Source organism: Mesorhizobium sp. B2-4-3 (genome assembly GCF_006442815.1).
GTDB lineage: Bacteria > Pseudomonadota > Alphaproteobacteria > Rhizobiales > Rhizobiaceae > Mesorhizobium.
Genome location: NZ_VFVL01000011.1, coordinates 152,410 through 167,501, shown reverse-complemented (window position 1 = coordinate 167,501; position 15,092 = coordinate 152,410). Strand labels below are relative to the sequence as shown.

Here is a 15,092-nt window from a genome sequence, read left to right as displayed (position 1 = left end):
CGCTGGCGATGAGCTGAAGGCTCCTGAACCTCGTCATTCTAGGGCGGAGCAAGGAGCGTAGCGACGCGCGCAGACCCTAGAATCCATTCCGTTACCTAGACCGAAGTGCGCAACGGTGCAGAATTTCTGGGCCGTCGCGGCGCTTCCATGTCACGGCATGGATCCTCGGGTCTGCGCGCGTCGCTACGCTCCTTGCTCCGCCCGTGGATGACGATTGCGATAGGCGTCTCGGCCAATCGCCAAGGCATGGGCTCTGCCAACGCACACATAGCCAACCGGTCAAAAATTTCTATGTTAAGGAACCGGATCTAGTGCCGCCTTGTCGTGTCCTTCGGCCTTGGGACACCGGTTTCCGAATCCTCATCGCGCACTTCGTGGCGACGGGCTTTGAGCACCTCGTCGTTCTCCTGGACGCCCTCTCCGATCGCATCGGCCTCCGCGCTGGCGTTTTTGCCGTCGGGACGCTGCGGCGGCGAACCGGCAAAGCCTGGCCCCTCGCCATGCGGCGCATCATCCGGCACGCCTTCATGGGCGGCATGGTCCTTGTCGAACTTGATGACCGGCTCCATCTTGGCCAGCACGTCGTCGGCAAGCCAGCACAGGCTCATATGGCCGTCGCCGAGGTTCTTGACCGGCGGCACCTTGGTCTCGCACAGATTGTCCGGCACCAGCTTCTTGTAGCCGCAGCGCGTCTGGAACGGGCAGCCGGTCGGCGGGTTCATCGCCGACGGGATGTCGCCTTCGAGCACGATGTGCTTCTTGACCACGCTCGTGTCGGCGATCGGGATCGCCGACAGCAGCGCCTCGGTATAGGGATGGTAAGGCGGCGAGAAGATCTGGTCGGTCGTGCCTTGCTCGACGATATAGCCGAGATACATGACGACGACGCGGTCGGCGATGTAGCGCACCACCGACAGATCGTGACTGATGAACAGCATCGTCGTCTTGTTCTTGCGCTGGATGTCCATCAAGAGTTCGGTCACCGCCGCCTGCACCGAGACATCGAGCGCCGAGACCGGCTCGTCGGCCACCACCACCTTCGCATCGCCGGCAAAGGCGCGCGCGACGCCGATGCGCTGCTTCTGGCCGCCCGACAGCTGGCGTGGCTTGCGGGTCTCGAAGGCGCGCGGCAGCTTCACCAGGTCGAGCAGCTCCAGCATGCGCTGGCGCCGCTCGGCGACATTCTTGCCGACCTTGAACTTCTCCAGCGTGCGGATGATCTGCGAGCCGACGCTGTGGCTGGGATTGAGCGTATCGAACGGGTTCTGGAACACCATCTGGATCGAAGACACGGTCTCGACATTGCGGCTCTCGATACCGGTCGACTGGATCTCCTTGTTGCCCAGCGTCACCGTGCCGGAACTGGCGGTCTCCAGCCCCAGAAGCACCTTGGCGAGTGTCGACTTGCCGCAGCCGGATTCGCCGACGATCGCAACCGTCTCGGATTCGCGCGCGGTGAACGAGATCGTCTCGTTGGCCTTGACGACGCGGCCTTCGCGGGAGCCGAACACCTCGCTGCCGCCGACCCTGTAGTATTTCTTGAGATCGTCGATCTTGAGCACCGGCGCGCCAGGCTCGACCTTTTCGTTGACCTTCTTGGCGCCGGGCGGCAGCGCCTCCCAGTCGATCTCGTTGAACCTCACGCAGCGCGAGAAATGCCCTTCGTGGCCGTCGACCGGGATCATCGGGATTTCCGCGGCATTGCAGACGCCTTCGACGAAATGGTGGCAGCGCGGCCCGAAATTGCAGCCCTTCGGCCGCTCATGCGGCAGCGGCAACTGGCCGGGAATGGAGATCAGCGGCCGTGAGTTCTTGTCGGCGCCGGGCAGCGGGATCGAGCGGAACAGCCCTTGCGTATAGGGATGGCGCATCCGGTCGAACACGTCCTTGATCTTGCCGGTCTCGACCGCCTCGCCCGAATACATCACCGTGATGCGGTCGCAAGTCTCGAGGATGAGGCCGAGATTGTGCGACACGAAGATCATCGAGGTGCCGAACTTCTCGCCCAGCCCCTTGACCAGCTCGACGATGCCGGCCTCGACGGTGACGTCGAGCGCCGTCGTCGGCTCGTCGAGCAGCAAGAGCGCCGGCTTGGAAAGCAGCGCCATGGCGATGACGATGCGCTGCTGCTGGCCGCCGGAAAGCTGGTGCGGATAGGAGCGCATCATGCGCTCGGGATCGGGCAGCCTCACCGCCCGCACCATCTCCAGCGCTCTGGCGTGCGCCTCTTCCTTCGACACCTTGTCATGGATCAGCGGCACTTCCATCAGCTGCTGGCCGATCTTCATCGCCGGATTGAGGCTCGCCATCGGCTCCTGGTAGATCATGGCGATCTTGTTGCCGCGGATGGCTCGCAGCTCCTCCTCGGAGAGCTCGCCCATGTCCTTGCCCTGGAACTTGATCTTGCCGCCGACGATCTTTCCGATGTTGGAAAGGTCGCGCATGATGCCGAGCGACACGGTCGACTTGCCGCAGCCGGATTCGCCGACGATGCCCATCGCCTCGCCGGGCATGACCGTGCAAGAAAAATCCATCACGGCCGGGATCTCGCCCTTGCGGGTGAAGAAGGAGATCGAGAGGTTCTCGATCTCGATGATCGGCCCATTGGTCGGCTTGCCTGGATCTCGAACTGCCTCGTTCATGGGTCGCTCCAATCCTTGGTTCTTGGAAGATGGGGCCGAAACCGCCGCCATCAATCCTTCATCGACTGTTCACGCAGCGAATCCGCCAACAGGTTCAGCCCCAGCACGAACGACATCAATGCGATCGTCGGCGGCAGCGCCGGGTGGATGAAGGAACGCAAGAGGCGGCTGGCGTCCTTGATCGCGGTGCCCCAGTCGGGGCTTTCCGGCGCCAGGCCCAGGCCGAAATAGCCGAGCGTTCCGAGCAGGATCGTCGTGTAGCCGATACGCAGGCAGGCATCGACGATCAGCGGACCGCGCGCATTGGGCAGGATCTCCCACAGCATGATGTACCAGGGCGATTCACCGCGCGTCTGCGCCGCCGCCACATAGTCGCGCGTCTTGATGTCCATGGTCAGTCCGCGCACGATGCGGAACACGCCCGGGCTGGAAGCGAACACCACCGCCACGAAGATGTTGAGCTGGTTCGGATCGATGTGGACGATATGGAACGGATCCTTGTCGAAGACGAGGCCCGCATAGATCCAGCCGCCGACCACCAGCGTGATGCCAAGCAGGATATAGAGCCGATCCGGCCGGTTTTTGAACCGCGTCCAAAACAGGACGCTGAAGAAGATGATCGGGAACAGGAAGAACAATCCCGCCATCGCATAGGGGATCGGCGTGTCCATGATGCCCGGCGTCACCAGGAGGTAGAACAGAAGGATCACCGGGAAGGCCAGCACCAGATTGGCAAGGAACGACAAGAGCGTGTCGATCTTGCCGCCATAGTAGCCGGCCGGCAGGCCGAGCGTGATGCCGACCATCAGCGCGAAGCCGGTGGCGGCCGGCGCGATGATCAGCACGATCTGGCTGCCATAGACCATGCGCGAGAACACATCGCGGGCAAGCTTGTCGCCGCCGAAATAATAGACGAGCTTCGATGCCGGCTCGATCGCGCCGGGCAGCGTGTCCTTCATCACCGAGACCTGAGCCAGCGGGTCGAAGGGCGAGATGGTCGAGGCGAAGATCGCCGTGAACAGCCAGAACAGGCAGATGAAGACGCCGGCGATGCCGACGCCGCTGTCGAAGAGCTGGCCGTAGAGGCCGAGCCGCTTCTTGTAGGTAAAGCTGGCGCCCATCACCAGGATGAGCCCGACCCACACCGGCCAGAACCGCCAGAGCACGCCGATAACCACGTCGAAGGCGCTGATATATTCCGTTTGCATCGGCCCTGCCCCCTACTGAACCCTGATACGCGGATTGAGAAACGCGTAGCCGACATCGGAAATGAGCTGCGTGATCAGCACGATGAACACCGAGACCAGCGAGCAGCCGAGCAGCAGATCGATGTCGTTGTTGCCGGCTGCTTCGACCAGCGTGTAGCCAAAGCCCTGGTAGCGGAACATCACCTCGACGATGACGACGCCGGTGAGCAGCCACGGGAACTGCAGCATGATGACGGTGAAGGGCGCGATCAGCGCGTTGCGCAACGCATGCTTGATGACCACGCTGCTGAAGGACAGGCCTTTCAGCCGGGCGGTGCGGATATATTGCTGCGTCATCACCTCAACCATCGAGGCGCGTGTCATGCGCGCGATATAGCCGATGCCGTAGATCGCCAGCGTGATCACCGGCAGCGTGAAATTGTAGAAGGTGATGCCCTGGCTGGCGGACGCGGCCGAGCCGTTCAGCCAGCCGAGCCAGGATGCGAAGATGACGGTGAAGATGACGCCCGACACATATTCGGGCGTCGCCGTCGAGGCGATCGAGGCCACGGACAGCACACGGTCGGTGCGCGAGCCTTCGCGCATGCCGGCGAGAATGCCGATCAGCAGCGAGATCGGCACCATCACCGCCAGCACCCAGAACATCAGCAATCCGGTGGCGCCGAGGGCCGGGAAAAGCTTGGCCCCGACCGTCGTCTTGAACTTGGTCGAGCAACCGAAATCGCCTTGCAGAACGCCGGAGAATGTCGGCTCGATCGGGTCGTTGCAGAAGGAGAAGCGTTGCGTCGTCTTGCCGGTCGCCGGATCGGTGATCGGATGCTTCGGCAGGACGCCCAGCCACTGGCCGTAGCGCACGAAGAAATTCTGCCGGTAGCCATGGTTGACCAGCCAGCTTTCAAGCTGGTCGGCGGGCGTGTGCATCTCGGTCTGGCTGATCGCCAGTTTCTTGAGATTGGGCTCGAGATTGACGAGAAAGAACACGACCAGCGTCAGGCACAGCATCGTGAGCAGTATGGTGCCGATGCGTCTGGCGATGAATGAGAACATGCGCGCCCCCTGCCGGCCGGGTTGGGGTCAGATAGGTTCAACCCTGTTTCGAAAAGCGGATGAGACCTCCGCCACCGCCGCGGGATATGCAGCGGCGACGGAGCTTGAGATACGAGGGACCGCGGCCCCTCGTATTCATCGCGCCATGGATCACGCCTGGTCGAGCCAAACCTTGCCGAAGTCGTGCTCGTAGGTGGGGTGCATCGAGTGGTTCTTCACCTCGGGCTTGATGTTGATGTAGAGCTTGCGCCAGTAAGGCTGGATGATGATGCCGGAATCCTGCAGCGTCTGCTCGATGTCCTTCATCACAACCTTGCGCTTCTCCGCATCGGCGATGCCGAGCGCCTCGTTCACCTTCTTGTCGAAGTCCGGGTTGGCGTAAGCGGTCTCGTTCCAGGCTTCGCCGGTGCGGTAGGCGATGGCGATGACCTGGATGCCCAGCGGACGCATGTTCCAGTTGGTTTCCGAGAACGGATACTTCGTCCAGTCGTTCCAGAAGGTCGAGCTCGGCAGCACGGTGCGCTTCACCTTGATGCCGGCCTCGCGCAGCTGAGCCGCGATCGCGTCCGTGGTGTTCTTGTGGTAGTCCTCGTCGTTGCTGATCAGCTCGTGCTCGAAATCGATCGCGCCGGCTTCCGTCAGCATTTGCTTGGCCTTGGCGATGTCGCGCTTGACCTCCGGCAGCTTGACATACTCCGGATGGATCGGCGCGACATGGTGGTTTTCGGCCGGCGTGCCGGCATTGCCATAGCCGAGCTGCAGCACGGTGGCGTTGTCGACGGCAAGCAACATCGCCTGACGAACCTTCTGGTCGTCATAGGGCTTCTTGGTGACGTTGAAGCGAGACACAACCGTGGCTGCCGTCACGACTTCCGAAACCGGCGCGCCGACATCCGCGATGATCTTGATGTAGTCGGCGGTGGTTTCGTGGTTGGTCTGGACTTCGCCCGACTCGAAAGCCGAGACGGTCGCCGCCGGATCGGTGCCGTAATCGATGAACTCGACGCCGTCGAGGAAGGCCTCGCCCTGCCACCACTTGCCGGTCTCGCGGCGCTTGTAGACCACCTTCTGGCCGACGTCGTAGGAGACCAGCTCGAACGGACCGGTGCCGATCGGGCAGTTCTTGAAGTTGGCGCCCTTCTCGTCGAAGGTCTTGTGCACAACCAGCGCCGGGTAGTCGCACAGGTTCGGGATGATGGCGATGTCGGGCTTGGTCAGCTTGAGCTTGACCGTCATGTCGTCGACCTTGACGACGGAGCCGTCGCGCAGCTTCTTGGTCGTGTCGTCGACGAGGCTGCCGAGGCGGCCCGGCATCGAATTGCCTTCCGCGCCCTTATCGGCCCAGCGGGTGAAATTGTAGATCACGTCGTCGGCGGTGAACTTGTCGCCGTTGTTCCACTCGACGCCCGGCCGCACATGCAGCGTGTATTCAGTGGCGTCGTCATTGATGTCCCAGCTTGCCAAGAGATAGGGCGCGAAGGTGTATTCCTTGGTGTATTTCACCAGCGGCTCGAGCGCCTGGCGCTCGGCATTGGAGATTTCGGACCAGTCAGCGGTGCGCGGATCCTTCGGATCCTTGACCGACATCGCGACCTTGATCACGCCGCCCTTCTTGCCCTGCACGTCCTCGGCCCGGGCCGGGGTAGGCGCGGCGAGGCCGAGCATGCCGTAGGCCATTGCCGTCGATGCGCCGAAGACGCTTGCCAAAGCCAGAAACTCGCGGCGGTCCACGCCGCCCGATTTGGCTTCTTCGGCCATTTTCAGGATGTGATCCGGAACGCGATCACCATTGCTCTTATAGATTGCCATGACTTACTCCCATTGTTGGCTTTCCGCCTTGTAACATTCCGCATCCAAGCCGTGATGTCAAAACACGGTGTGAAGTGGGAACATGTTAGGGAATGTGCATCTTTGGTTGCAATACGGTTCGCGCGATAGCGACAGTCTTGACGCAAATTTGTTAGCGTGAGGCGGATTTTCCAAAAAATCGTCGCGGGCGATTAAATCAATACATTTTATGAGGATAGGGGCTCTGTGGCCGCGGCGAGCGGCCGCTTGGGCTGGCCTTGGAACGGCCGCGCAGCCTCAATATTCGCGTTCGTAGAAGACGCCGCCCTTTGCTTCGCCGGCGTCATTGGCCTCGCCGCGCAGCTTCACGCCGCGGCCGACATTGAGGTCGATCGTGGCCTTGCCGGAGCCAGGTTTGTCGCCCTTCTGTATGGTCACATAGGTGCGGTCGTTGAGGTACTTGCCGGCCGAAACCGCGGTGCCGCCCTTCTCGTCCGTCGTCACGTCGAGATCGTCGACGCCGATGGCGCTTTGCAGGTTCTCGAGCAACGACGTCGAGCCGCCGACGCCAGCCAGCTGCGCGGCGGCGCTCGCAAGCTGCGCGATCTGCAGCGGCGACAGTTTCGACATGGATTGGCCGAAGATGAGCTGCGCCATCACCTCATCCTGGGGCAGCGCCGGCACCGAGGAGAAGGTGAACTTCGGATTGGTCGCCTCGCCCGACACGAGGATCGTGACCGTGGCGCTGCTCGTCGTCGTGGTCGCCGTCATGTTGAGATAGGGCACCAGCGAACCCTGGAACCCGATCGTGCCCTCGGTGAAGGTCAGCCGCTTGGAGAGGATGATCAGCCGTCCGCGCTGCAGGGTGAAAGTGCCGATTGCCTGCGGCGCCGAGGCAGGGCCCGTCAACTTCAGCGAGCCGCCGAGCTCGGCGTCGACGCCCCTGCCCTGGATGAATATCTGGTTCGGCGCGTTGACGGTCACGTCGAGCGTCAGGCCGCTGCCGCCGTTGCTGCTGCCGCTGGACGTCGGCGGACGCAGCGCCTTGTCCTGCGCCCGTACCGAAGCCGGCGCGTTCTTGTGCTTGACATCCAGCGCCGAAAGCGAGCCCGGCAGCTTTTCCGGGACAGTGATGACCGTCCTCGCCAGGTTGATCGTGCCGGCGATCACCGGCGCCGAGACGAGCGGGCCCTTGACGGTCAGGTCGCCGCCGAGATTGGCGGTCACCACCCGGCCGTCGGTGTAGCGGCCGTCGGTGAGCTTGATCGACAGATCGGCCGGAAAACCTTGCGCCGGCGTGATGCCCACCGTGCCGCTCGCCGACAGGTTGCCGCGTGTCGACAGTGTTCCGGTGAGCCGATTGATCCTGGCGACGCCGCCGCCGATCGAAATGTCGGCGGCGATGTCGTTGACCGCCAGGCCGGAGCGCGCGTCGACCAGCCGGGCGCCAGAAGTGCTGACCGTTCCGCCGATCACCGGCGACGACGCAGGACCGCGCACCTGGACATTGACATTGGCGGTTCCAATCAGCCCCAGCCCTTGCGCGGCGAGTTTCGAGGCAAGGAAGGAGAACGGCACCTTGCCATTGAAGTCGAGCACCAGCGCCGGCGCGCCCGCCGTCGTCACCGAGCCGCCGCCCTTGAGACCGAGGCCGGCGCCGTCGCTGATGTTGGCGTCGAAACCGAGCTTGTTGCCGGCGAAGGTTCCAGACGACGATACATTCATGCCGCCGAGCCCGGCGCCGCGCGTCTGCGAGGTCTGCACGCCGGAAGCATCGATGTTGAAGGCGACCGAGGGGGCCGCCGGGGCACCGGTGACCTTGACCGTGCCCGAGATCGAGCCGGCCGCGTCGAGACCCGGCGAAAAACTGTTGGCGAGCGAGATCGGCACCCTCGCCAGGTTGGCATTTATGTCGAGCGCCTGCGCGACCTTGCCCGTCACCGTCGCCGTGCCGCCGCCGAGGTTGAGCACCAGCCGGTCGAGCGTCGTCACCCCGTTGGCGATGGTCACGGTCGAGTTCTGCGCGATCGCCGCCTTGATGCCCTGCACCGTCGCCTGGCCGGTCGCGAGCTCGATGGTCGTCGTGCCGTTGGCGACCTTCACGCGGCCGGCCGCCTTCGCCGGGATGTTCTTGACGGTGGCGCCACCCGAGAAGCCGGTCCAGTCGCCGTCGCGCTTGAGATCGACATCGATGCCGGTGATGGCGGTCCCGCCGGAAGTCACGCTCTCGGCGCGCACCGTGCCGGCAATGACGGGTGCTGCCATGTAGTTCGCGATCTGCGCGTCAATGGCGACATTCCTGGCCGAGAGATCGCCGCGCTTGATCTCCGAGGTGTTCGCCTTGACCGCGACGTTGGGCCCGTTGGCCGCCTTGGTGAAAGCGATCGTGCCGCGCACATTGCCCTCGGCCTTTTCCAGCGCCAGCGCGGCCAGCGGCCCGATGTCGGGCAGGTCGAGCGAAACGGTGCCGACCGGCACGAAGGCATCGTCGAGGGTGAGATCGCCGGAGATCTTGTTCGGACCGAGCGACAGCAAAAGCCCGTTGATGGCGCGGCTGCCATTGGTCGTGGCGAGCACCGCGCTGCCTTGCAGGTTCTGCCCGGCGACGTTGCCGGTGAGCTGCACATTGGCCGCTGGATTGGCGGCGTCGGCCTTGCCGGTGGCCGTCAGCTTCAGCCCGGTGATCTCGCGCGCCGCCACCGAAAGCCGGTCGCTGCTCACCGTCATCGACAGGTCGGGCGCGGTGACCGGGCCTTGCGCATTGAGGGCAAAGGCAATGGCGCCCTTGGCGTCTTTCGAGAGCCCTGAAACGTCGTTCAACGCGCCTCTGATCCCGGCGGCCAGCTTGCTGTCGGCAAGGCTCGCCTGCCCATCGGCGGTGAGCGCGCCCGAATTCAGCTTCAGCCCGTCGACATTGACATTGCCATTGGCATCGCGCTTCAGCGAGGCGCTCAACGCAGCGCTCTCGCCAAGCATGCCGCGCACCGCCGCCGGCAGGGCGGAAGAAACGACATCGGCCTTCATATTGAGGTCGACGGCACCGTCGCCCAGCGATATCCGGCCGGCGACCTGGCTGTTGAGCGCATCGCTCGTCAAGGAACCGCTGTTGACGGCGACGGCATCGGCTGCGAGACGGCCGTTGACCTTCGCCGTGACCTTGCCGGCGATCAGCGGTGCCAGCATGGGATTGTCGAGGCCGATCCTGTCCACCGATACCGTGCCGGAGACCGGACCTGCCCGCCCCTTGAGGTCGAAGGCATCCGAATGCAGCGCCAGGGTAAGACCGTCCACCTTCGCCTGGCTGGCGGCAATGGAAGGCAGGATTGCGGACACATCGAGCCGCGCTTGCGTGCTCTCGCCCGCCATCCTTGCCGACAAGGACTGGACCGCGATCCTGACCGGGCTCTCGGCGCTGCCGACCGTCAACGGCAGGCTAGGCCCGGATGATATAAGGTCGAGGGAGAAATCGCTGGCGCCGTTGGGATTGAGGGTGCCGGCCGCCTTGCCCGAAATCCCTTGGCCCGAAAGCGTGGCGTGGTCCAGGGCCACGCCGCCCGCCAGTGTGTAGCTGCCGGCAGCATCCAGACCCAGCGGCCCGAGCCCCGCCTGCCGGGTCTGGCTGGTTTCGGCGCCCGCCACCTTGGCGTTGAACTGCACGTCGGGGCTGGACGAGGGACCCGTGACGTGCACGGTGCCCTCCACCGTTCCCGCCCCGTTGAGGCCGGGCACGAAATCATTGGCGAGCGCCACCGGCAGGTCGGCGAGGCTTGCCGTCAGGTCGAGCGTTTGTCCAGCCGTGCCCGAAACCGTCGCCGAACCGCCGCCGAGATTGAGCGCGAGCTTCTCGATGGAGGCCACGCCGTTGGCGATGGAAAGGCTGGATGGTTCGGCGATGGCCGCCTTGATGCCACGCACCGTCGCCTCGCCGGAAGCGATTTCAACGCTCGTCGTGCCGTTGGCGATCTTCACCCGCCCGGTGGCTGTGGCCGGAATGCCGGACGCCGTGGCGCCGCCGGTAAAGTTCGTCCAGTCGCCGTCGCGCTTCAAATCGATGCCGATGCCGCTGATGACCGTGCTGCCAGAGGTCACGCTGTCAGCCTTGATCGTGCCAGAGATCGCCGGCCCCTTGAGGTAATTGGCGATCAGCGCGTTGACGGTGATCGTCTTTGCCGCCAGATCGCCGCGCGCGATCGACGTGCTGGCCGCATTGATGGTGACGGTTGGCGCCTCGCCCTCCTTGGCGAAGGCGATCGTGCCGTTGATGTCGCCGGTCGCGGTCTGATTTGCCAGAGCGGCAAGCGGCCCGATGTCGGGCACGGCAAGCGTCAGCGTGCCGAGCGGCAGGAACTTGTCGTCGAGCGCGAGATCGCCCGAAACCTTGTTGTCGCCGAGCGCCAGGCTTAGCCCTTTGATCGAGCGCTTGCCGTCGGCGGTCACCAGCGAGGCTTCGATATCCAGCGCCTGGCCCTCGGCGTTGCCGGTCAGCGAGACGTCGGCGGTCGGATTGGCGATGTCGGCCTTGCCTTTGGCCGAGAGCTTGATGTCCTTCACCGTGCGGCCGGCGGCCGTCAAGCTGGCGCTGTCGGCTGACACCGTGAAATCCGGCGCCAAACGCGGACCGCTCGCGCTCAGCGCGAAGTTCACCCCGCCGGCAAGCGGTGTGCCGGCGAGCGACGACAGCGGCGAGACGTCGCCCAACGTGCCCTTGACGCTGGCCTGGATGTCCGAGCCCTGCATGCTGCCGGTGCCCCTGGCGCTAAGCGAGCCGGAGCTGATCTCCAGCGAGTTGGCGGCGAACGCGCCTTGCGGATCGCGCGTGGCGGTGGCTGAGAACTTCACCCGCTCGCCGAGCAGCGAGCTGATCTGCGGCGGCAATGCTTTCGAGACGGCGTCGGCATTCATCTTCAGCGTCATCGACAGATCGGCGAGCGCCACATTTGCCGTCAGCCCGGCATTGAGCGCGTCGCTGCGCAGGGTACCCTTCTCGATGGCCACGGTCTCACGGCTGATCGTGCCGGACAGATCCGCGGCGAGCTTGCCGGTCACCAGCGGCGCCAGCGTCGCCACGTCCGTCTTCAGGCCGGCGGCTGCGAGCTTGATGCTGACCGGGCCGCTAAGGGCCTCGATATCGAAGCCGTCGGAATGGACCTCGCCCGTAATATTGTTGAGCTGGGTCCCGCCGACGGCCACCGAGGTAAGGGACGTGCCGATATCGACCATCGGCGCCTTGCCGTCGCCAAAAGCGCGCACCGTTGCCTTTTCGACCGCGACCAGGATCGGTGCAGCGCTGTTGCCGACATCGATGGTGACCGGCTTGTCCTTGGCGGAGAGCTCGACAGCGAGGTCGCTGGCGCCCTTCGGATCGACATTGCCAGTCGCGGCGCCGTGCACCGCATCGCTCTCTATGGTCGCGCGCTCGATATCGACCCCGCCCGACGTGGTCGCCGTTCCGGCGAGGTCGAAGCTCGTCTTGCCGGCAAAAAGCGCCTTTATCTTCTCCGGCAGGAAGCCTTCGAACTCGCCGTCGCCCTTGGCCTCGATGCGGTGGCCCCTGTCGGTGAGTTGGTGCCTGCCGGTCAACTGGCTGATGATCCGGCCGTCGACCATGAAGGTGCCGACGCCGCTCCAGTTGGCTAAAGGTCCGCTGCCGGAAACCACGATGTTGACGGGCGGCGCATCCGGCAGCTTGAGCAAATTGGCGATGATGCCGCCCGCCGGCTCCGACGCCTTGAGATCGAGGTCGAGCTTGTTGTCGGCTGGCGCAAAGTGGATCTTGGCGTCGACATTGCCTTGCTTGCCGTCATGGCGGCTGACGTTCAGCACGCTCTCGATCGCCAGCGGCGATGGATCCGCCTTGAGCGAGCCCTTGGCGGCCAGTTCGGCGATGCCGCTGCCGGCAAGCTCCTGTCCCAGCGCGATCTCCGGCAGGTCGATCTGCTTCACGTCGATCGACACCGGCAGGCTGGACGAGCCACCTTGCGACGGCTGCTGGCTTGGCTGCGGCAGCCGCGCCAGCTCGATGCGCTCGGCGGCAAAGCGGTCGGCATTGAAATTCCAGGAGAGCAGCGCCGTCGGCGACCAGTCGAGCGCCACCTTGCGCGCCACCATCCAGGGCCCGGCGCGGTCTTCCAGCACCACATGGTCGACCCTCAATGCGCCTGACCAGATGCCTTCGATACCGGCGACCGTCACCTTGCGGTCCTCGTTCGAAGCCATCTTCGAAATCAGGCCGGCGAGGTTCTGGCGGCCGCCTTCGGTACCGGTAAGCACGACAAGCGCGCCGATCGCCACCACCAGCAGGATCAGCAGCGTGTAGAGGCAGATGCGGAGGATGCGCCGGAAAATCTTCATCGTCAGAACGCCTGGCCGATGCCGGCATAGATGCCGAAATGCGGGTCGCCCGGATCGCGGTTGAGCGGCACGGCGGCGTCGATGCGCAGCGGACCGAACGGCGTGATGTAGCGCAGGCCGACGCCGGCGCCGACCTTCACATCCGAGAAATCCGGGAAGGATTTGGTCGAGACCGTGCCGGCATCGACGAACGGAACGATGCCGATCGTGTCGGTGACGCCGATGCGCATCTCGACCGAGGTTTCGAAGAAGGAGAGACCGCCGATCGGCTGGCCGTCGATGTCCTTCGGCCCGATGCCCTGGTAGGCATAGCCGCGCACCGAGCCGCCGCCGCCGGAATAGAAGCGCCGGTCGGCGGGCACGTTCTGCAGCCCGGTACCGACGATCGAGCCCAGCGTTGCGCGTTCGGCGAGCACGAACCTGCTTGCCGTGTCGATCGACTGGTAGGTATAGCCCTCGCCCTTCAGCTTCAGGAAGGCCGCGCCGCTCAATATGTCGTAGCTCGGCTCGGCATAAGCGAGGAAGCGGAACCCCCTGGTCGGGTTCAGCTTGTTGTCGCGGTTGTCATAGACATATTGCAGCGGCACGCTGGCGATCAGATAGGTATGCTTGCCGAAGGCGTCGGTGATCCTCGAATAGTCGAGGTCGAATTCGGCCGAGACCCGCTGCTGCTTGTCGAGGTCGTAGGAAACGCCGACGTCGCCCTTGACCGAGAAATGGTCATAGGCATCGGGGTGTTCGAACACCGTCTTGATGCCGGTGAAGAATTTCGACGTCGGCCCGAGCACGCCCGGTTTCTCGAACATGACGCCGGCATTGTAGTTGAGCGCGGAAAGGCTGTTGCTGCCGATGCCGCTGATCGAGCCGTCGATACGCAGCTTCTCGGCCTGGCCGAACAGGTTGCGGTGGCCCCAATAGCCTTCGAGCCCTAGGCCTTCCGTGTTCGAGAAGGTGCCGCCGAGGCCGAAAAAGCGCGGCTTGCGCTCGCTCACCTGGACTCCGATCGGGATGTTGCCGTTGGCGTCGAGCCTGTCGCCTTCCTTGATGGTCACGCTGTTGAAGACTTCGAGCCCGAGCAGCCGGTCGCGGGCGTCGTCGATCTCCTGCGGCGAATATTGCTGGCCTCGCTTCAACCCTGTCATATATTCGGTGAAGTCGCGATCGACCTTTTCCGTGCCCTCGACGGTCGTATCGCCATAGCCGGCGACCGGACCGGCCGCCACCGTCAGCGTCACGTCCAGCGTCGAGCTGGCGTGCTCGGCGACGATCTCGCGGTCCGTCACCGTGGCAAGCGGCCTACCCTCTTCCTTCAGAGCCCGCACGATCAGCGCCTCGGCCTTGAGCACCGCGCCGGAGCCGGCATCGCCGCCGGCGATCAAGCCGAAGTCGGCTGCCGCCAATCCCGCCGCATCGCCCTTCAGCCGGATGTTGCCCAACGTGAATTTCGCTCCGGGGGAAACCGTGACGACCACCGGAATGGGCTGCGGCCCCTTGAACTCGGCGTCCGGCGGCAACTCGTCGATCGACTTGCCGTCGATCATGATGGTGACCACGCCCTCGTAGCGGGCATCGGCGTAGAGCGCGGCGACCAGTTGTTCGCGGTCGCCGCGCGCCTTGGCCATCAGGCCGAGCGATCCCGATACTGGATGGTCCTCGTCGTTTTTCAGCGCCGAGGCATTTTCGAGCCTCTTGACCAGATCCTTGTCGGCGTCAGGCGCATTTATCGTCACCGAATAGCGCAGCGGATCGACGATATCGGCATCCTCGTCCTTGGACGAACCCCAAAGCTTGATGCCGAAAATCTCGAAAGCCGCCGCCTGCCGTACCTCCGCGGCCAGCATGGTCGAGCAGATGAGCGCGAAAAGCAGGGCACGCGGAAGCCCGCGCCCTGGCGCGAACCCTGCTGACATCTGCGTTTCATGCGCCGGCATTAAGACAACCTAGTCGACAAAACTAAAATTGGAATGAAGTTCCGCAACGTTCGTAAAGGGGCCACAATCCAATTGTCTGAAATAGACCGGGCTTGGAATTCACACCTTTTGCCTTTTCGCAAGAA

6 protein-coding genes are annotated in these 15,092 nt (G+C 64.1%); all 6 read right to left on the bottom strand.

Translation table 11 applies throughout. The annotated features are described in order from the left end of the window. Window positions 1-308: 308 nt before the first annotated feature. A complete protein-coding gene (locus FJ956_RS13860) occupies window positions 309-2,642 on the bottom strand; it encodes an ABC transporter ATP-binding protein (RefSeq protein WP_140684652.1) in 2,334 nt (777 codons plus the stop codon). 50 nt (window positions 2,643-2,692) lie between these two features. After that, window positions 2,693-3,850 (bottom strand): ABC transporter permease, encoded by a 1,158-nt coding sequence (locus FJ956_RS13855; RefSeq protein ID WP_140684653.1) that lies wholly within the window; start codon window positions 3,848-3,850, stop codon window positions 2,693-2,695. Between the two features lie 12 nt (window positions 3,851-3,862). Then, on the bottom strand, window positions 3,863-4,897 hold the full coding sequence (locus FJ956_RS13850; protein WP_140646109.1) for an ABC transporter permease: 1,035 nt from the start codon (window positions 4,895-4,897) through the stop codon (window positions 3,863-3,865). Window positions 4,898-5,047: 150 nt separating this feature from the next. Then, window positions 5,048-6,706, bottom strand: a complete 1,659-nt coding sequence (locus FJ956_RS13845; RefSeq protein ID WP_140684654.1) for an ABC transporter substrate-binding protein — start codon at window positions 6,704-6,706, stop codon at window positions 5,048-5,050. A gap of 276 nt (window positions 6,707-6,982) precedes the next feature. Then, a complete protein-coding gene (locus FJ956_RS13840; protein WP_140684655.1) occupies window positions 6,983-13,036 on the bottom strand; it encodes a translocation/assembly module TamB domain-containing protein in 6,054 nt (2,017 codons plus the stop codon). Window positions 13,037-13,038: 2 nt separating this feature from the next. After that, window positions 13,039-14,967, bottom strand: coding sequence for an autotransporter assembly complex family protein (locus FJ956_RS13835; protein ID WP_140684656.1), 1,929 nt, complete (start codon window positions 14,965-14,967; stop codon window positions 13,039-13,041). Window positions 14,968-15,092: the final 125 nt, after the last annotated feature.

Coding starts and splice junctions, on each gene's coding strand:
- FJ956_RS13860 (WP_140684652.1), bottom strand. CDS start 2,642: ATGAACGAGGCAGTTCGAGATCCAGGCAAGCCGACCAATGGGCCGATC.
- FJ956_RS13855 (WP_140684653.1), bottom strand. CDS start 3,850: ATGCAAACGGAATATATCAGCGCCTTCGACGTGGTTATCGGCGTGCTC.
- FJ956_RS13850 (WP_140646109.1), bottom strand. CDS start 4,897: ATGTTCTCATTCATCGCCAGACGCATCGGCACCATACTGCTCACGATG.
- FJ956_RS13845 (WP_140684654.1), bottom strand. CDS start 6,706: ATGGCAATCTATAAGAGCAATGGTGATCGCGTTCCGGATCACATCCTG.
- FJ956_RS13840 (WP_140684655.1), bottom strand. CDS start 13,036: ATGAAGATTTTCCGGCGCATCCTCCGCATCTGCCTCTACACGCTGCTG.
- FJ956_RS13835 (WP_140684656.1), bottom strand. CDS start 14,967: ATGCCGGCGCATGAAACGCAGATGTCAGCAGGGTTCGCGCCAGGGCGC.